Origin of the sequence: Tianweitania sediminis, from assembly GCF_017813335.1 — a bacterium.
Lineage (GTDB): Bacteria > Pseudomonadota > Alphaproteobacteria > Rhizobiales > Rhizobiaceae > Tianweitania > Tianweitania sediminis.
The window spans coordinates 407311-426684 of sequence record NZ_JAGIYY010000001.1; the positions used below are offsets into that span (position 1 = coordinate 407311).

A 19374-nucleotide genomic window follows, 5' to 3' on the forward strand; every position below is an offset into this window, starting at 1 on the left:
GAGGCTCATCGAGGAAGAAGCGTCCCGCAGACACGCTCCGGAACGACCTGCCGAACGGAGCGTTGCACTTCCTGGCGGCTTGCAACTGACGGCTCGATCGAGAACTCCGCATAACCCTATGGAAACCCCTACCACCGCTCCTCATCTCGAGGGCAAGCAGCCTCTTCCCCGCCACAGCATGATGCGTGACGTCATCCAGCGCTTTGACTGGATGGGAACCTCGCTCGGTCCGCTTGCGGACTGGCCAGGGCCGATCGCTGTCTGCTTGCGCTTGATGCTGGCCTCCTCGCGGCCCATGGCCATGCTGCTGGGGGAACAAGGCGTCCTGCTGTTCAACGATGGCTATGCAGAATTCGCCGGACCGCGTCACACCGACCTCATCGGCAAGCCGGTCGCTGACGCCTGGCCTGAAGTAGCGGACTTCAACCGCAGCAATGTCGACCGGCTGATGCAGGGCGAGACCTTCCGGTTTCACAACCTCGAGCTTTCCCTGGACCGGACGGGGTCGCTGGAAACCTTCTGGTTCGACCTCGACTACATCCCGATCCTCGACGCGCAGGACCGGCCGCTTGGCGGACTTGCGCTTGTGACAGACGTGACGGAGCAGGTAATTGCCGCGCGCGGCCTGAAGCAAAGCCAGGAAAAACTTTCCTTTGCGCTGGACGCAGCTGGCATCGTCGGCACCTGGGATTGGGACATCGAACGCGACATCGTGGTCGCCGATCGACATTTCGCGGGGCTTTACGGGGTAGACCCGGCGGAAGCGGCGAGCGGCACGCCTATCGGCAAGTTCCTCACAGGCGTTCATCCGGCTGACCAGCCTCACCTGCAACAGAAAATCGAGCAGGCGATCGCCCAGCTGGATGTCTTTCGCACCGAATACCGCGTGCGCGACCGCGACGGCGGCGAGCGCTGGGTGCTTGCGGTTGGCCGCGCCTTTCCCGGCGCTGATGGCAAAGCGCAACGCCTGCCCGGCCTCACAGTCGACATCACAGAGCGCAAGGCGATCGAAACTGCGCTGGCCGATAGCGAAGCACGCTTTCGCGCCATTGCCGACACCATGCCGCAGATGGTGTGGTCAACTTTGCCCGACGGCTACCACGATTACTACAACGCGCGCTGGTATGAGTTCACGGGCGTTCCGGTGGGATCCACCGATGGGCCAGCCTGGAATGGGATGTTCCATCCCGAGGACCAGGAGCGCGCCTGGGCGACCTGGCGCGACAGCCTCGAAACGGGCGAAATCTACGAGATTGAATATCGCCTCCGGCACCATAGCGGCCAATATCGCTGGACCCTCGGCAGGGCGCTGCCGGTTCGCGACACTTCGGGCGAGATCGTGCGCTGGTTCGGCACCTGCACCGACATTCACGAAAGCAAGCTTGCGGCGGTTGAACGCGAGGTGGTGGCTCAGGAACTCAGCCACCGCATCAAGAACATCTTCTCGGTTCTAACCGGCCTCGTTTCGCTGTCGGGACGACAATATCCGGAACTCGCGCCGGTGGTGGGCGAGTTGCGCCAGCGCATTGCCGCACTGGGTCGTGCCCATGATTTCGTCCGCCCGCACAGCGATTTGTCTCGGCCAATCGCAGTGGACACCACAATTCACGCGTTGATCCGGGAACTGTTGTCGCCGTTTGCGGAAGAAGGGCAACGCCTGTTCTTCCGGGGGCAGGATATTCGGATCGACGATCGAGCAGCCACCCCGCTCGCGCTGCTGTTTCACGAGCTCGCCACCAATGCCGCGAAATACGGTGCGCTTTCCAACGAGACGGGACGCGTTGAAGTGGAAAGCGCGATTGTGAACGACACGCTTGAGCTGGTTTGGCGCGAAAGCGGCGGCCCGCGCGGATCTGGTCGACATCCCGAAGATGGCTTCGGCTCCAAGCTGATCAAGCTCAGTGCCGAAGCGCAGATGGGTGGCAGCGTTTCACGCCGGTTCACCGACCAGGGCCTGGTGCTGAACCTTTCGCTTCCGATCCAGAGCCTCACTCGGACCGCGCAACACGCCTGAGCTGCGGCTCAGCTAAAGTTCAGCGGAACGGGCCCAGAGATTGACCCCCGCATCCTTGGCATAGCGGTCGATCTCGGCGAGTTCATCGGCCGTGAAGTCAAGCTTCGCGAGCGCGCCGACGCAGTCTTCCACCTGGCTTGGCCGGCTGGCGCCGATCAGCGCCGAGGTGACGCGCCCGCCACGCAGAACCCAGGCGATCGCCATCTGCGCCAGGCTCTGGCCACGCCGCTCGGCGATCCCGTTCAGGGCACGAATGTTGGCGAGGTTCTCATCGCTGAGGGTTTGCGGGTTGAGTGACTTTCCTTCCGCCGCGCGGCCGACATCCGTGCGGCCCCCAAGGTATTTGTTCGTCAGGAGACCCTGTGCCAGGGGGGTAAACACGATGGAGCCAACCCCGAGGTCGTCCAGAGTATCAAGAAGGCCGTCTTCTTCCACCCACCGGTTGAGCATGGAATAGCTCGGCTGGTGGATGAGGCACGGCGTGCCGAGTTCCTCCAAGATCGCGACTGCTTCGCGTGTGCGGCGCGAATTATAGGACGAGATACCGGCATATAGCGCCTTGCCTGAGCGAACCGCCTGGTCGAGCGCCATCATGGTTTCTTCCAACGGCGTGTCCGGGTCGAAGCGGTGCGAATAAAAGATGTCGACGTAATCGAGCCCCATCCGCTTCAAGCTCTGGTCGAGGCTTGCCAGAAGGTATTTGCGGCTGCCCCAAGCGCCATAGGGACCGGGCCACATATCGTAGCCTGCCTTGGTGGAGATGATCAGCTCGTCGCGATGACGGGCAAAGTCCGTGCGCAGGATTTCCCCGAATGCCGTTTCCGCCGAACCGGCAGGCGGGCCGTAATTGTTGGCAAGATCGAAGTGCGTGATGCCCAGATCGAACGCGGTGCGGCAAATCTCGCGCTTGGTCGCATGCGGCTTGTCTTCGCCGAAATTGTGCCAAAGGCCGAGCGAAACGGCAGGCAACTTAAGGCCCGAGCGGCCACACCGGTTGTAGATCATGCTGTCGTAGCGCGAGGAAGCCGGCTGGTAAGTCATTGCGTGTGATCCAACTGTCTTGACGCTGACCTGGGTCAGAGCTGGGTGATGCCCCAGGGCCCATGATGGGCGCCTGGCTTGTCGATGCGTTCAAAGGAATGGGCACCAAAGAAGTCCCGTTGCCCCTGGATGAGGTTCGCCGTGCCGCGGCCCTGGCGATACATGTCGAAATAGGACAAGGCGGAGGAAAGGGCAGGCACCGGCAATCCTGCGGTCGCCGCGCGTGCCACAACCTTGCGCAAGGCGCCCTGCGTTTCCTGCATCATCTCGACGAATGCGGGCACCATCAGAAGGTTGGTTTCCGCACTCGCGCCATCATAGGCGGTGGCAATGGTGGTCAGGAATTGGGAACGAATGATACAACCGGCGCGCCAGATGCGGGCGATCTCCGGCAGCGGAAGGTTCCAGCGATAATCCTGGGATGCGCCGCTCATCACCGCAAAGCCCTGCGCATAGGCCGCGATCTTGCCGGCAAGCAGCGCCAGTTCGAGCTCCCTCAGAAACGCGTCGGAGCGCTCCACGCTGGGAGAGGTTCTGCCGTAGGCCTGTTCCGCGGCTTCCCGCTCCGCCTTGAGGGCGGACAGGCTGCGAGCCGCCACCGCGGCTTCGATCGCCGTGGCGGGAACGCCGATCTGCTGCGATTCGATCGCCGACCAGCGGCCGGTGCCCTTCTGCCCCGCACGATCGAGGATGATGTCCACGATAGGCTGACCGGTTTCCGCGTCCTCGGTGTCGAGAACCCGGGCGGTGATATCCACGAGATAGGAGTCGAGCCGCCCTTGGTTCCATTTGGCGAACACCGGAGCCATTTGCTTGGCGCTCATGCCGAGGCCGTCGCGCATGATGCCGTAGATTTCGGCGATCATCTGCATGTCGGCATATTCGATGCCGTTGTGGATCGTTTTCACGAAATGGCCGGCGCCGTTTTCACCCAGCCAGGCGCAACACGGATCGCCCTCGTACTGGGCCGCGATATCCAGCAGAACCGGCTCGACGCGCTTGTAAGAGGCTTCTGCGCCACCCACCATGATGGAAGGGCCATGGCGGGCCCCAACTTCCCCGCCGGACACGCCCATGCCGATGAACTGCAGCCCCGTTCCCTCTAGGGTCAAGGTGCGGCGGATCGTGTCGCGGAAATTTGCGTTACCCGCGTCGATGATAATGTCCTCGCGCGACAGGAGCGGGCGAAGGATGTCGATCTGTTCGTCAACCGGATCGCCTGCCATGATCATCAGGATGATCGGCCGCGGCGGGCGAATCGCCTGCACGAACTCCTCGATGGTTGTGCAGGGCAGGATCTTCTCGCGCAAATCGCCGGCCGTTTCAAAGAAGGTGCCGGTCTTGGCGGTGGTGCGGTTGAACACCGCGATGTCGTGACCCTTTTCCGCAATGTTCAGCGCCAGGTTGGCGCCCATCGTGCCGAGACCAATCAGGCCGATTTCCGCTTGCATGCCGCACTCCCCATTTCGACGCCGGGTGACGCTGTCGGTTTTCCCAAAGACAACTTCGGGTGTGGGATGTTGGTCAGGAAGCGCCGCAGGTCAACCGCGGTGCTTGCGTGGCTGCCATGCATCCGGATGAGGGATGCTGCCTCAAGCCTTGCGTCGCTTGCGCCCGTAGAGCTCCAGCCGGTGATGGACGACGTCGTAGCCGAGCCGGCGCGCAATTTCGTTTTGAAGATCTTCGATCTTGTCCGACTGGAACTCAATGACATCGCCCGTGTCGAGATCAATCAGGTGGTCGTGATGCTCGCCGCCCGCGCCTTCAAACCGCGACGGACCGCCTTCGAAAGCATGGCGATGGATGGCGCCGAGGCCTTCCAGCACCTTCATCGTGCGATACACCGTGGACAAGGAGATGCTCGGGTCGATTGCCGCGGCCCGGCGGAAGATTTCCAGCGCATCCGGATGATCGTCGGTCGCCTGGAGGATGCCGACGATCACCTTGCGCGGGCGCGTCAAGCGGATCCCCGCGCGCTTCAGCTCACCTTCATAATCCCGCTTTGGCGCTGCACGATCCGTCATGGCCCCAACATGCCCGATCACAACGCCAGTTGCAAAGATTCGCAACTGGGTGCTTCTTTTTGCAAATGATTTGCAACTGCATTGACGGATGAGCCGAGCTCCCCTAAGTCTGTCCATGTTCCAGTGGAGTTTCTCCATGCGTGTTTGCCGAGCCATTCTCGTTCTGTTGTTCGCCGCGCTGCCGGTCGTCGCATCCGCCCAAAACCAAGCGGGCGACCGGCTGAAGGTCGTCACTACCTTCACCATCATCGCCGATATCGCCCGCAACGTTGCCGGGCAGGCCGCGGATGTTGTGTCCATCACCAAACCGGGCGCTGAAATTCACAACTACCAGCCGACGCCTGGCGACATTATCGGCGCGCAGGACGCCGACCTCATCCTTTGGAACGGCCTCAATCTGGAACAATGGTTTGAACGCTTCTTGCGCAACCTTTCGGACGTTCCTTCCGTCGTGGTGTCGGACGGTGTCGAGCCGCTGTCGATCGGGGACGGCCCTTACCAGGGCAAGCCCAACCCGCACGCGTGGATGTCGGGCAGCGATGTGCTGATCTACGTGGAAAACATCCGCAAGGCACTGTCAGCCCAGGATCCTGCCAACGCCGCCATCTACGCCGCCAACGCCCGCGCCTATGCCGACGAAATTCGCGCGACGCTCGAGCCGCTGCGGGCCGCGATGGAGGCCATCCCCGAGGATCGCCGCTGGCTCGTGACGAGCGAGGGCGCTTTTTCCTATCTGGCGCGCGATTTCGGCCTGCAGGAAGCCTATCTGTGGCCGATCAACGCCGACAGCCAGGGCACGCCGCGCCAGGTGCGGCAGGTGATTGACCTCGTGCGCGAACACAAGATCCCGACCGTTTTCAGCGAAAGCACCGTATCGCCGGATCCGGCCCAGCAAATCGCCCGCGAAACCGGTGCTCAATATGGCGGGGTGCTTTATGTGGACTCGTTGAGCGACGCCGATGGGCCCGTGCCGACCTACCTGGATCTCCTGCGGACAACCACGGAAACCATCGTGAAAGGACTGAACCCTTGAGCCAAGAAGCGGGCTTGGCTGTTCGTCAGGTCACCGTCACCTATCGCAATGGCAACACTGCGCTGCGCGATGCAAGCTTCGCCGTCCCTGTCGGCTCGATTGCCGCTCTTGTGGGCGTGAATGGCAGCGGCAAGTCCACCTTGTTCAAGGCGATCATGGGCTTTGTCCCGCTCGCGCGCGGCGCGGTCACCGTGCTCGGCGGTACAATCCAGGAAGCGCTGAAGCGGAACCAGATCGCTTATGTGCCTCAAAGTGAAGAGGTCGACTGGACCTTCCCCGTTCTCGTGGAAGACGTGGTGATGATGGGCCGCTATGGCCGCATGAATTTCCTGCGGATTCCGAAACAAGCGGATCGTGATCGCGTGGACACGGCGCTGACGCGCGTGGGCATGCAGGACTTTCGCAAGCGCCAGATCGGCGAACTGTCCGGTGGCCAGAAGAAGCGTGTGTTTCTGGCGCGCGCCCTTGCCCAGGAAGGCAAGGTAATCCTGCTGGACGAGCCGTTCACCGGCGTCGACGTGAAGACCGAAGAAGCGATCATCGACCTTCTGACCGCCTTGCGAGAAGAAGGCTGCATCATGCTTGTGTCGACGCACAATCTCGGCTCCGTGCCGCGCTTCTGCGATCGCGCCGTTCTGATCAACCGCACGGTCCTCGCATCCGGGCCAACGCGCGAGGTGTTCACGCATGACAACCTGGAACGCGCCTTTGGCGGCGTGCTGCGGCAGTTCACGCTGGGCGGCACCGACCTCCATGACGACGAGGACGAGCGCCGCGTCACCGTCTTGACAGACGATGAACATCCCTTCGTGATCTACGGGGATGAGCAACGCAAAGCGGCAGCCGACCCTAGCGGTGAGAAGCCGTGACGGCGCTGCTCGAGCCCTTCGGCTATAGCTATATGGTGAATGCCATCTGGGTCAGCGCGCTGGTGGGGGGCGTTTGCGCCTTTCTGTCCGCATTCCTGATGCTGAAAGGCTGGTCGCTGATCGGCGATGCGCTGTCCCATGCGATCGTGCCGGGCGTCGCGGGCGCCTACATGCTCGGCCTGCCGTTTGCGCTCGGGGCGTTCCTGTCCGGCGGCCTCGCGGCCGGCGCTATGCTGTTCCTCAACCACCGCACCAAACTGAAGGAGGATGCGATCATCGGCCTGATCTTCACGTCGTTCTTTGGCGTCGGCTTGTTCATGATCTCGCTGCAGCCCACGGCGGTGAATATCCAGACGATTATGCTCGGCAACATCCTTGCCGTGACGCCCGGCGACACGTTGCAGCTCGTGCTGATTGCCGGCATCTCGCTCGTGATCCTTCTTTTCAAATGGAAGGATCTCATGGTGGTGTTCTTTGACGAGAACCACGCGCGGACGATCGGCCTGCGCCCTGGCCGGTTACGAATTCTCTTCTTCACGCTGCTGGCTGCTTCCACTGTTGCGGCGCTGCAAACGGTGGGTGCGTTTCTGGTGATCGCCATGGTGGTAACACCCGGCGCCACCGCATATCTCCTGACCGACCGGTTTCCGCGCCTCTTGATGATTGCGGTTGCGATCGGCACCCTTTGCAGCCTGTTTGGAGCCTACTTCAGCTATTTTCTGGATGGCGCGACGGGCGGCGTCATCGTCGTGCTGCAAACGCTGATCTTCCTGCTCGCCTTCGTGTTTGCGCCGAAGCACGGGCTTCTTGCCGCCCGGCGCAGGAGCCACGAAGCGCTCCAGGCGGAGGCGTGATGCCTACCCTCACCGATTGGCTGGTTTGGCCGTTTCAGTTTCCCTTCATGCAGCAGGCTTTCGTGATGGCGCTTGTGGTGGCCATTCCCATGGGCCTCCTGTCCGCGTACCTCGTCTTGAAAGGCTGGTCGCTAATGGGGGACGCCATCAGCCATGCCGTGCTTCCCGGCACCGTTCTGGCCTACATCGCTGAAATTCCGCTGGCGATCGGCGCCTTCGCTGCGGGCATGATCTGCGCGCTGGCGACGGGATTTCTGAAGGAAAACAGCCGGATCAAGGAAGACACCGTCATGGGCGTGGTGTTTTCAGGCATGTTCGGCTTCGGACTCGTGCTTTACACAAAGGTTCAGACCGACCTCCACCTCGACCACATCCTGTTCGGCGACATGCTCGGGCTGGTGTGGGGTGATGTGGTGGAAACCGGGATCATCGCTCTTGTCGTGGTGCTGTTGATCCTCGTTTTTCGCCGCGATCTTCTCGTGGCCGCCTTCGACGAGCAGCATGCCCGCGCCATCGGATTGCCCGTGCGGCTGCTGCATTACGGCTTGCTCAGCGTCCTCGCGCTCACCATCGTGGGCGCGCTGAAGTCGGTGGGCATCATCCTTGCCGTCGCGCTCTTGATCGGACCGGGCGCTATCGCCTTTCTGCTGACGAAGCGCTTCGAACGGTTGCTCCTTACGTCAACGCTGATTGCGAGCGCTTCGTCGCTCGCCGGCGTTTACATGAGCTTTTTCGTTGATAGCGCGCCCGCTCCCACGATCGTAGTGATCCTGGCTGCGCTGTTCGTTGTTGTTTTCCTGGGCACAAGCGCAAAAAACCGCGCCGCCGAACGGGTCGGCGGCACGGTTCAAGATCAGGATCCGTAAAGGAAATTAGGCGCGAGCAGCCGGAGCCGGAGCACCCGGACGCGGGGTCATCGGCTTCTTCTTCGGCGCAGCGATCAGGCCTTCGCGCTGAGCGAGCTTGCGGGCAGCCTTGCGGCTACGGCTGACAGCTTCGGCCTTTTCACGGGCGCGGCGCTCGGACGGCTTTTCATAGGCGCGGCGCGCCTTCATCTCGCGAAACACGCCTTCGCGCTGCAATTTCTTCTTCAAAACGCGGAGCGCCTGCTCCACATTGTTGTCACGGACGAGAACCTGCAATGGCTGACCCCTTGGTCTTCTTGTTCGAATTTTCCGGGCAAAGCGACCTGAACAGGACTCCCTCGGGAGCCCAACACGGTCGACGGATGCGCTTCACCTAGGGCCAAACGGCCGAATCCGCAACCCTTCCACAGCAAAAATCCTGCGCGGCGCGGTCAATCGCCGTAGGGAACCCAGACGTTTTTGATCTCGACGGCTCGTTTCAGGAAGCGATCGATTGCGCCATCTTGCCCATTCCAGTCGACGGAAAGGCCGCCGCTGGTCCAAACGCGCTTGAGGTTTCCCGCCGACTCGCGCTCGGCCTCCGCGGCCGTTGCCTTGTCGGTCACCAGCCACAAGCCGTCCACATCATCATGGCGGGCAAGCACCTTCGCCAAGTCAGCGCCCGGCCCGGTCACGATGTTGATGGCACCGGCGGGAACGTCCGAGGTCTCGATCACGCTGTAAAGATCTGTGGCCAGCAGCGGCCAGCGCGCCGATGGCACAACCACCACAGTGTTGCCCATGGCAAGCGCCGGGGCGAGCATTGCCACCAAGCCCAGCAAAGGCTGCCCGTCAGGCGTGACGATGCCGATCACGCCCAGCGGCTCGTTGAGGGCCATGGCCACGGCTCGCATCGGCGGATTGTGGACGCGGCCCTCGACCTTGTCGGCCATGCCGGCGCAGGCAAAAAGACGCTCGATCGAAGCCTCGACCTCCTCGCGCGCCTTATCGGCCTCAACGCCCGTCAATCGTTGCAGACGCTGGGCGAACTCCCCCGTTCGGGCGGACAGGTTCTCGGCCAGATAATAAAGGACTTGGGCGCGATTATAAGCAGTTGCGCTCCCCCAGCTCCTGGTTGCTGCGCGGGCAGCCGAAACAGCGTCGCGGATGTCCTTGCGGTTGCCGACACCCGCTTCGCCAACAACCGCGCCCCCATGATCCAGCACACCATAGCTGTAGTTGCTGTCCGGACGCACCTGCTTGCCGGCAATGAAGAGCTTCGGTGTGCGGTCAATCAGATCGCCCGGGGCGCCGTCAGCCACCTGGAAGGTATAAGGCTCGAGGACGGATCGAGTGCCCCCGTGCGCCGGCTTCAGGTAGGCCTGCATGCCCTCGATCCCGCCCTCGCGGCCAAAGCCGCTTTCACGATATCCCCCGAAGCCAACGGCCGCATCGAACATGTTCGTGCCGTTAATCCAGACGACGCCAGCCTTCAACGCCGGCGCCACCTGCAAGGCGAGGCCGATCGTTTCGCTCCAGATCGAAGCCGCCAGCCCATAGCGCGTGTTGTTTGCGAGTTCGATTGCCTCCGCCGTGTCTCGAAAGGTCATGCTCACCAGCACGGGGCCGAAGATTTCTTCCTGCGCAAGCAGATTGGCGGGGGCGAGATCCGACACCAGCGTCGGCGCAAAGAAGTGACCGCTCGTGGGCAATTCCCCCTGCGGCTGCCAACAGGCCGCACCTTGCGCCACCCCTTCCGCCACAAGACCGCGAACGCGCTCCAGTTGCGTCTGGTCCACCAGCGGCCCGATGTCCGTGTTCTTGTCCAGTGGATCCCCGACGCGAAGCCGCGCCATCCGCGCCTTCACCTTGCGCAGGAATTCACCCGCAACGCTTTCCTGCACCAGCAGGCGCGAGCCTGCACAGCAGACCTGACCCTGATTGAACCAGATCCCGTCAACCAGGCCCTCCACCGCGGAATTGAGGTCAGCATCCTCGAACACGATAAAGGGGGATTTGCCGCCAAGCTCCAGGGAAAGCTGCTTGCCGGAACCTGCGGTTCGTCCACGGATGATTTTGCCGACCTCGGATGAGCCGGTGAACGCGATCTTTGCGACATCGGAATGGGTGACGATCGCCTCGCCGACCTCTGGACCACCCTGCACGATGTTCACCACGCCTTTCGGCACGCCCACGCGCTCGCAGATTTCGGCAAACAGAATGGCCGTCAAAGGCGTGAATTCGGCCGGCTTCAGCACCACCGTACAACCGGCTGCCAGCGCCGGCGCGATCTTCCAGCTGAGCATCAGCAGCGGAAAGTTCCACGGGATGATCTGTCCGCACACGCCGACCGAAACCATCCCCGGTGCTTCGCGGTCGAGGTTCTGCGCCCAGCCGGCATGGTGGATGAAGTGGCGAATGGCCAGCGGAACGTCGATGTCGCGGCTTTCGCGGATTGGCTTTCCGTTGTCGATCGTTTCCAGCACGGCAAACAGCCGCGCATGCCGCTGGATTGCACGGCCAAGCGCATAAAGCACACGTGCGCGCCCGTAGCCGGATGTTTCGCGCCAGGCAGGCAGGGCAGCAGCGGCGGCGGCTACGGCACGATCCACATCCGAGGCATCCGCTTGCGAAATATCGGCGAGATGGCGGCCCTGCGCCGGCTCAGCCGTGGCAAAGGTCCGCCCGGATGCCGACGCGGTCCACGCTCCGTCGATAAACAGCGCTCGGGAGAAATCGCGCCCGGCAATCCAGCGATCGGCTTCCGCTCGGGATTCCGGCGCCGGGCCATAGTCCATCGCTCCGAAGCGTTCGAGAATGTTCATAAAGCCGATGCCTTCAAGCCATGGCGTGGCGATAGCCGGCCGAATAACGGCCGGTGAGGTGGTGTTCGAGCTGGCGCTCGATGTCGGTCAGGAGACTCGACGCACCGAAGCGGAAAAGATCCGGCTCGAGCCATTCCCGACCAAGCTCTTCCTTTATCAGCACCAGCCAATCGAGCGATGCCTTGGCGGTGGAAATCCCGCCCGCCGGCTTGAACCCGATCCGAATGCCGGTCGCCTCGTGGTAGGCCCGAATGGCGCGCACCATCACGAGGCCCACTGGCAGTGTAGCGTTCACGCTTTCCTTGCCGGTGGACGTCTTGATGAAATCGGCGCCCGCCATCATGGCCACCATGGATGCGAGGCCGACGTTGCGGAGCGTGGCCAGATCGCCGGTGCCGAGGATCACCTTCAGGTGAGCATCCCCGCACGCTTGCCGAAACGCCTGCACCTCCTCGAACAGTTCTTCCCACCGCCCGGCGAAAACCAAGCCGCGCTTGATCACCACGTCGATTTCGGTTGCACCGGCCGCGACGGACAGCTCGATCTCGCGGATCCGTGTTTCCAGGGGTGCCAGACCGTGAGGAAAGGCTGTGGAGACTGCCGCAACCTCAACCCCGCTGCCCCGGAGCGCATGCGCCGCGGTCGCAACAAAAGGATGATACACACACACCGCAGCAGGGCGGATCACCGTATCCCCAAGTCCGAGGCCTTGCCGCAGATCGCGGCTCAAGGGGTTCAACGCCTTCGCGCAAAGCCGGCGGACCCGCTCGTCCGTGTCGTTGCTGTTGAGCGTCGTCAGGTCCATGAGAGCAAGGGAGCGCAGCAGCCATGCCGCTTGGTTGTCACCCTTGATCGACCGCCTTTTCGTCAGGGTGGAGGCACGCCGCTCCAGGCCGCTCAGGTTGACGCGGCGCAGCGCATCAAGAAAGCGCACGTCAAAAGGCATGCCGGGGTTCCGCTCAGGCAGAGTGTCCGGCGCGCTGGTGTTTGCGGCGACGCGACCCTGGCGCAGTTGAACGAGTTCGGCCGAGTTTTGTGTTTTGCCGCTGTTAGGCGTCTTGGGGTGCATGGTCATGGAAGCGCCTCCGGACCCGCTGACCTTGATGTTTCATGCCAGGACGTCCGGCAAGGAAAACGATCATCTCCCACATGGGCGTCGGAAACAAGGCCGACGGGTTGCTGGCTTCCCTTCACGACAGGGGCCGGACGTCGACGCTTTGCCGGATCCGATGGCGGCCGCCGGCTTGAAGCACGCCAACTACTGGTGACACATCGCCGTAGTCACGTCCGTAAGCCACCACGATATGGTCGTCGCTGGCCAGCATTGCGTTGGTGGGATCGAACTCGATCCAGCCGGCTTCGCGGCCGCACCAGGCGCGCATCCAGGCATGCATGGCATCCGCTCCTTCCAAGCGCTCTTCGCCTTCGGGCGGGACCGTGCGGATGAAACCGCTAACATAACCAGCCGGAATGCCGAGCGCATGGCAGGCGGCAATCATGATGTGCGCGAAATCCTGACAAACGCCGCGCTTCAGCGCAAAGGCTTCGGCAATCGACGTATCCACCAGGGTCGCGTCAGGATCGTAAGCGAAGTCCTCGTGGATGCGATAGCCAAGCTCCTGCACCACCGCCCGTACGGTTTGGGTCCGGCTTGCACTGGCGTGTGCGTATTTCGCGATCGCTTCCACTTGCCTCAGTCGAGCGGTCTCGTGGCGGAAATGGTGTGGCGTGTCGAAGCCGAGGGAGCGGATCGACCCGATCTCCGCTTCCAGGCCTGATAAAAGGGGCGACAGATCCAGAGTGGTGGTTTGCCGCTGAACCTCCACTCTCGCCTGCATGGTGATTTCCAGCTCTTCATGCGCTTCGCGCAGGCTGAGCGCGACTGTGCGGTTGTTGAAGAAATCACGCCCGTCCTCGCGCTCGGTCGGTTGCGGCGAAATCCTGACGGATGCAGCCTGTACTCGTTGGATACCGTTCAACGTATCGGGAAGCACGCGAAGGAGGTGCTTTGCGCCTGAAACCGGGTACCCGTAGTCGTAGCCGAGCGTGAGGTTGATGTCGTAAAGCATCAGCGGAAATAACTGTCCGAAAGAAGGTCAGACAAGGCCGCCAGATCCGCGCCAAGAGTTTCGAGCACGGCACTCGTCACGGCAGCAGGAGCCATCACGGCAAGGCTGCTGTGCAGCCGCATGATCTCGATCGGCAACGGGGCACGGGCGCCCCTTCCGTCGCGATCCGGCAGCAGCCCGATTTCTGTCTTCAACTCCGCCAGTTGAAACAGAACCGAACGCGGATTGAGAGGATCAAGCGCCAGAAGGTCGACATGCGTTTGTGTGCTGAAGGTCATGCCGTAGCGTCGGCGGTGCGTGATCACGCTGTCGCCGATTTCCAGAAGCAGATCGAGGGCACCGTCCGGCGCATCCGGCCGGGCGAACCGTGCCAGAAGCCTCGTCATCTGCTTGGCACGCTCCATGCGCCGGCCGATCTCAAGAAAGCGCCAGCCGATGAAACGCACCATGTTTTCATGTACCAGCCCCGAAAATCCGGTGAGCTTTCGCAAAAGAACGGTCATTGCGCGCACCGCGTCATCGCCAGGCTGGATGCGCGGCGACAATTGCGCAGCCGTTTCGGTGAGATCGCGCAAGGCAAGCCAACCATCCACCGAGAAGCGGTCCCGCACCCGTCCACCCGTGCGCTCGACATCTCCCAGGGTATCCAGCAGCGACTGCGGGAGTGCCTTGCGTGCATCGGTACCGAGCGTGAGGAGGTCATCGCGTAGGGATTGAAGCAGTCCGGAACGGTCGTCAGGGCCTTCGGCCCATCGGCTGTTGTACGCACGCAGAATGCGCACGGTGGCTTCCGTGCGCTCCACGTAGCGGCCGAGCCAGAACAGATTGTCCGCCGTGCGAGCCGGCAACATGCCTTGCGGATTGCGTCCCCCGCCGCAGACTTCCTGGTTGATCAGGCTGACCTGTTCCACCGGGCGTGAACCCACAACCCAGACATCAGCGACACGGCCCCCACGTTGGAGCGATATGGCCGACGCTTCGCCGGTTTGCCCGACCCGCGCAAAGCCGCCGGGCATCACCGTCCAGCCTCGTGCCGTGCGAGCAGCAAAGGCGCGCAGAACCACCGGACGCGGGGAAATCTGGCCGTCTTCGTCGACCGGCATCGTAGACAGGGTTATCGGCTCCTGCGCGACCACGCGGCGGCCATCGAGCTCCAGCGCTTGCAGCCAACGCTCGCGGACGGCGGGCGCAAGTCGCTTCCCTTCCTGCGTTTCCTCGTCTTCAAACGGCAAGCGGGTCGAGAGCGCGGGACCGATCAGCAGGTCATCGAAGCGATCGCGCACCCATCCTGCTTCCTTGCTTGCGCCGCACCACCAGGTCGCGATGTTGGGGATCTTCAGCTTCTCGCCGATCAGCCGGTAGGCCAGAGCCGGCAAGAAAGCGTGCAGGGCGCGCGTTTCGAGAATGCCCGATCCCAAAGCGTTCACCATGGTGGCTGCGCCTGCACGCATGGCCGCAGCGAGGCCGGGCGTACCGATGCGCGAATCCGAACGCAGTTCCAGAGGATCCATGAAGGCAGCGTCGAGGCGGCGCCAAAGAACCCCAAGTGGCTTCAAGCCCGAAACGGTGCGCACCTGCACGCGTCCATCCACAACGGCAAGATCTTCCCCTTCCAGAAGAAGAAGACCCAGATAGCGGGCGATGTAAGCGTGTTCGAAATAGGTGTCGTTGAGCGGGCCCGGGGTGATGATCGCGATGCCTTCGTTCTTGTTGCGGCGCGCGGCTGCAAGATGATCCCGAAAGTCGCGGAAAAAACCGGCCAGGCGATGCAGGTTCGATGCGCTGCCGATGTCGCCGAACGCGCGGGCAGTGGCCACACGATTTTCCAGTGCGAAGCCTGCCCCCGAAGGAGCCTGCGTGCGATCCCCGAGGATGCGCCAGAACCCCTGGACGTCGCGCCCGAGGTCGAAGGCGAGGAAGTGGAGAAAACGTCCTCCCGCCGGCTTCTGGCCGACCATCGGCCGCAGGAACTCGGCGTTGCCCGCAATCAGCTCCAGAGGAAGCAGGCCCTCGGCCACAAGCCGATTATCGCCATAGATGTCCGCACAAAGGGCTTCCAGGAGTTCGGCGCGCTGAACCAACCCGTTTGCCAGCGCATGCCATTCTCCCTCGTCCAGGATCAAGGGCAGGTGCGAAAGCGGCCATTGCCGTTCCACTGTGCCAGCCTTGTTGTAGAGCCGGTAAAACACACCGGCATCCGCGAGATACCGATCAGCACGCGCGAAGCGGCGCGCCGCTTCCTCGGCGCTGAAAGCATCGAGGGCGTTCACCAGCGGCTGCCAGGCCGGGCGCACCGAGCCCGGGGCTGCCATCATCTCGTCGAAGGCATCGGGGTTCAGGCGGTAAGACCCCGTCCATCCGCCCCGGTTCGGCGCGAACGGGTCTGGCGCGCTGGTTTCAATCATGCTGGCTCAAATACCAGCGGGGCGGCGCAAGTCGAGCGTGTGCGGGAACTCACGTGAGGGCTGTTCCGGCCGGAACGTTCCCGGGCCCGGCGTGTGGCCATACGGGATGAAGCGCGCCAGGCGCCGTGCTTCGGCCTCGTTGGTGTTCACCGGGAACGTCTCGTAGTTGCGCCCGCCGGGATGGGCAACATGATACACGCAGCCGCCGATCGCGCGGCCTGACCAGCGGTCGAAGATGTCGAAGATCAGCGGGGCATCGACGGGGCGGGTGGGATGCAGGCCGGAAGCCGGCTGCCACGCCTTGAAGCGCACGCCGGCAACAAAGGTGCCGACGATCCCGGTGGGCTGCAAGGGCACGGCGCGGCCGTTGCAAAGCACGCCGTGACGTTCCGGGTTGAAGCCGTCGGCGCGCACCTGCACGCGTTCCACCGAGCTGTCGACATAGCGCACCGTGCCGCCGATCGCGCCGGTTTCGCCAAGCACGTTCCAGGGCTCCAGCGCCTGGCGGATTTCCAGCCGCACGCCTTCCGCTTCCACCTCGCCGCAGAAGGGGAAGCGGAATTCAAGGAGGGCTTCGAACCATTCGGACTTCACGGGAAAGCCGTGGCAGGTGAGATCGGCCAGGACGTCGCGGAAATCGGCCCACACATAATGCTGCAGCATGAAACGGTCGTGCAATGCCGTGCCCCAGCGAACGAAGCCGCCGTCGAGCGGTGCCTTCCAAAGCCGCGCAATGATCGCGCGCACCAGCAGCTGCTGGGCGAGGCTCATGCGAGGCGAGGGCGGCATTTCGAAGCCGCGAAATTCAACAAGACCGAGCCGGCCCGTCGGGCCATCGGGCGAAAACAGCTTGTCGATGCAGATTTCCGAGCGATGGGTGTTTCCGGTGACATCCACCAGCAGATTGCGGAACAGGCGGTCAACGAGCCACGGCGCAGGCGCGAGGCCCTCGCCCGGCATCGGCACCTGCGCAATAGCCGTTTCCAGCTCATACAACGCGTCGTGGCGCGCTTCATCAACGCGCGGCGCCTGGCTGGTGGGACCGATAAACAGACCTGAGAACAGGTAGGACAAAGCGGGGTGACGCTGCCAGTACAGCACGAGGCTTTTCAGGAGGTCGGGCCGGCGCAGAAACGGGCTGTCCATGGGCGTGGCACCGCCTACCACGACATGGTTGCCGCCGCCGGTGCCGGTGTGGCGACCGTCGATCATGAACTTGTCGGCGCCGAGGCGCGTTTGCCGCGCTTCCTCGTAAAGCATCGTCGTGGTTTGGACACAGTCGTCCCAGGTCGATGCGGGATGAATGTTGACCTCGATCACGCCCGGATCTGGCGCAACGCGGATCACTTCCAGACGGGGGTCCTGCGGCGGGGCATAACCTTCGATGTGAACCGGCAAGCCGATCTTTTTTGCCGCTTCCTCGGCGGCGGCGATCAGTTCGAGATAGTCTTCCAGCGCTTCAACCGGCGGCATGAACACGCAAAGACGACCGTCGCGGGGTTCAACGGAGATCGCCGTGCGCACCACACCCTCGATGTCGGAGGCGGTCTGCTCGACCTGGGCTTGCGTGGGTGTGCTGGCCTCGAAGGAGGCTTCCGGCAAGGATCGCTCATCGCCCTGCTGGGCTTTCGTCGCTGGCTTGGACAAGGCGTCGCGCGGTGGCAAGGGCGCGCGATCAACCGATGGGTCGGTGGGGACAATGAAGGGGAAGCGCGCCGGCGGCACGTGCGCGAGCGCGCTGAGCGGCAGGCGGTAGCCGACAGGAGAGTCGCCCGGCACAAGAAACAGCTTGCCGCGCCGCGTTTTCCACTTTTCCGTTTGCCAGCGATGACCGGATGCCTTGGCGTTCCAGCGCTGCACCGGCAGGACATAGCCGGATGGCTTGTTCAAGCCGCGCTCAAACACCCGCGCCATGCGGTTGCGCGCTTCGGCATCGGCAAGCTCGGAATTCGCGGGATCGACATTGGCGGGCAAGTTGCCTTCGCGCAGAATCCATTCGGCGGGGTCTTCATAGGCCGGGGAAACAGCGTCCGTTGGAAGATCGAGATGGGCTGCAATGGCCGCAGCCAGCGCTTCCGCGTCGCGGGGACCCGCCTTCGTGTCTGCTGTTTCCGTGGCAATCAGGTTGGGATCGGCCCAGATCGGCTCGCCGTCCTTCCGCCAGTAAAGCGAAAAGGTCCAGCGCGGCAGGGTTTCGCCGGGATACCACTTCCCCTGCCCATAGTGGAGGAAGCCGCCCGGCGCGAACTTCTCGCGCAACCGGCGGATCAGCTGGTCGGCCTTGTCGCGCTTGGTCGGACCCACAGCCGCGGTGTTCCATTCGGCTGACTCGAAATCGTCGATCGACACGAAGGTCGGCTCGCCGCCCATGGTGAGGCGCACGTCGTTTGCCTCCAGTTCGCGGTCGATCGCGTGACCGAGCGCGTCGAGTTCGGCCCAGGCTTCGTCCGAGAACGGCTTGGTGATGCGAGCATGTTCGGCAACGCGGCTGACCCGCATGTCAAAGGCGAAATCAACCTCGGCATAGCTTGCCACACCGCTGATCGGCGCGGCATTGCGGTAGTGGGGCGTGGCTGCCAGCGGGATGTGGCTTTCACCCGTGAGGAGACCGGAGGTTGGGTCGAAACCGATCCAGCCGGCACCGGGCAGATAAACTTCCACCCAGGCATGCAGGTCCGTGAAATCCACCGCCGTGCCAGCCGGTCCATCCAGCGCAGCGAGATCCGGCTTCAGCTGAACAAGATAGCCGGACACGAAACGGGCCGCAAAGCCGAGATGGCGCAGCACCTGCACCAACAGCCAGGAGGAATCGCGGCAGGAGCCGGACGCCTTTTCCAGCGTTTCTTCCGGCGTTTGCACGCCGGCTTCCATGCGGATGAGATAGCCAATCTCCCGCGACAATCGGGTATTCAGGTCCACCAGGAAGTTGACCGTCGAGGGGGCTTCGCGCTCGATCGTGTCGAGAAAAGCTTGGAGACGCGGCCCCGCGGCTTCTGCCTTGCGATAGATCACCAGGTCTTCAGCGATGTCGGCGGGATACTCGAAGGGGTAGCTTTCGGCTTCCGGCTCCACAAAGAAGTCGAACGGGTTGTAGACCGTCATGTCGGCGATGACGTCGACCTCGATCTTCAGCTCGCGCACCGGCTCGGGGAAAACGAAGCGCGCCAGCCAGTTGCCGTAGGGATCCTGCTGCAGGTTCACGAAGTGGTTGTCAGGCGAAACCTTGAGGGAGTGCGCGATCACCCGCGTGCGTGAATGCGGCGCCGGCCGCAGCCGGATGATCTGCGGGCCGAGTGTAACCGGCCGGTCGTATCGGTAATGCGTGAGATGATGGATCGCGGCCTTGATCGCCATGCAGCTTCTTGTCCCCTGCGGCCTAGACTGCCACTTCCTGA

14 protein-coding genes are annotated in these 19374 nt (G+C 63.0%); 5 read left to right on the plus strand and 9 right to left on the minus strand.

The window, feature by feature from the left end:
- The first annotated feature begins 118 nt into the window (after positions 1 to 118).
- Positions 119 to 2014 (plus strand): PAS domain-containing sensor histidine kinase, encoded by a 1896-nt coding sequence (locus J5Y06_RS01890; RefSeq protein ID WP_209333412.1) that lies wholly within the window; start codon positions 119 to 121, stop codon positions 2012 to 2014.
- A 12-nt stretch (positions 2015 to 2026) separates the two neighbouring features.
- Here the strand turns inward: J5Y06_RS01890 and mgrA are convergent, their stop codons facing one another.
- From mgrA to J5Y06_RS01905, 3 genes are all read right to left on the minus strand, one after another.
- On the minus strand, positions 2027 to 3055 hold the full coding sequence (gene mgrA, locus J5Y06_RS01895) for an L-glyceraldehyde 3-phosphate reductase (protein WP_209333413.1): 1029 nt from the start codon (positions 3053 to 3055) through the stop codon (positions 2027 to 2029).
- A gap of 35 nt (positions 3056 to 3090) precedes the next feature.
- The gene (gene gndA, locus J5Y06_RS01900; protein ID WP_209333414.1) at positions 3091 to 4506 is read right to left on the minus strand and encodes an NADP-dependent phosphogluconate dehydrogenase; all 1416 of its coding nucleotides are present in this window, start codon (positions 4504 to 4506) and stop codon (positions 3091 to 3093) included.
- Between the two features lie 141 nt (positions 4507 to 4647).
- Entirely contained in the window at positions 4648 to 5079 is a 432-nt protein-coding gene (locus J5Y06_RS01905; RefSeq protein ID WP_209333415.1) for a Fur family transcriptional regulator, read from the minus strand.
- A 136-nt stretch (positions 5080 to 5215) separates the two neighbouring features.
- Here J5Y06_RS01905 and J5Y06_RS01910 point away from each other — a divergent pair, with 136 nt between their 5' ends.
- The 4 genes from J5Y06_RS01910 to J5Y06_RS01925 are packed head-to-tail and all read left to right on the plus strand — an operon-like array spanning position 5216 to position 8701.
- The gene (locus tag J5Y06_RS01910) at positions 5216 to 6112 is read left to right on the plus strand and encodes a metal ABC transporter substrate-binding protein (protein WP_209333416.1); all 897 of its coding nucleotides are present in this window, start codon (positions 5216 to 5218) and stop codon (positions 6110 to 6112) included.
- The gene (locus J5Y06_RS01915; RefSeq protein WP_209333417.1) at positions 6109 to 6981 is read left to right on the plus strand and encodes a manganese/iron ABC transporter ATP-binding protein; all 873 of its coding nucleotides are present in this window, start codon (positions 6109 to 6111) and stop codon (positions 6979 to 6981) included. The genes J5Y06_RS01910 and J5Y06_RS01915 overlap by 4 nt, the downstream gene beginning before the upstream one ends.
- A 32-nt stretch (positions 6982 to 7013) precedes the next feature.
- Positions 7014 to 7835, plus strand: coding sequence for a metal ABC transporter permease (locus tag J5Y06_RS01920; protein WP_245247628.1), 822 nt, complete (start codon positions 7014 to 7016; stop codon positions 7833 to 7835).
- Positions 7835 to 8701 carry a metal ABC transporter permease gene (locus J5Y06_RS01925; protein WP_209333419.1) on the plus strand — a complete coding sequence of 289 codons (867 nt, stop codon included), beginning with the start codon at positions 7835 to 7837 and terminating at the stop codon, positions 8699 to 8701. The genes J5Y06_RS01920 and J5Y06_RS01925 overlap by 1 nt, the downstream gene beginning before the upstream one ends.
- A 6-nt stretch (positions 8702 to 8707) precedes the next feature.
- Here J5Y06_RS01925 and rpsU read toward each other — a convergent pair whose 3' ends face one another.
- From rpsU to J5Y06_RS01955, 6 genes are all read right to left on the minus strand, one after another.
- Positions 8708 to 8977: a 30S ribosomal protein S21 gene (gene rpsU / locus J5Y06_RS01930; protein ID WP_209333420.1), complete on the minus strand. Its 270-nt coding sequence runs from the start codon at positions 8975 to 8977 to the stop codon at positions 8708 to 8710.
- A gap of 155 nt (positions 8978 to 9132) precedes the next feature.
- Positions 9133 to 11505 (minus strand): aldehyde dehydrogenase family protein, encoded by a 2373-nt coding sequence (locus J5Y06_RS01935; protein WP_209333421.1) that lies wholly within the window; start codon positions 11503 to 11505, stop codon positions 9133 to 9135.
- 13 nt (positions 11506 to 11518) lie between these two features.
- Positions 11519 to 12451 carry a deoxyribose-phosphate aldolase gene (deoC, locus tag J5Y06_RS01940; RefSeq protein WP_245247629.1) on the minus strand — a complete coding sequence of 311 codons (933 nt, stop codon included), beginning with the start codon at positions 12449 to 12451 and terminating at the stop codon, positions 11519 to 11521.
- A 244-nt stretch (positions 12452 to 12695) separates the two neighbouring features.
- The gene (locus J5Y06_RS01945; RefSeq protein WP_209333422.1) at positions 12696 to 13574 is read right to left on the minus strand and encodes a transglutaminase family protein; all 879 of its coding nucleotides are present in this window, start codon (positions 13572 to 13574) and stop codon (positions 12696 to 12698) included.
- Positions 13574 to 15979: a circularly permuted type 2 ATP-grasp protein gene (locus J5Y06_RS01950; protein ID WP_209333423.1), complete on the minus strand. Its 2406-nt coding sequence runs from the start codon at positions 15977 to 15979 to the stop codon at positions 13574 to 13576. The genes J5Y06_RS01945 and J5Y06_RS01950 overlap by 1 nt, the downstream gene beginning before the upstream one ends.
- Before the next feature lie 6 nt (positions 15980 to 15985).
- Positions 15986 to 19333 (minus strand): transglutaminase family protein, encoded by a 3348-nt coding sequence (locus J5Y06_RS01955; protein WP_209333424.1) that lies wholly within the window; start codon positions 19331 to 19333, stop codon positions 15986 to 15988.
- Positions 19334 to 19374: the final 41 nt, after the last annotated feature.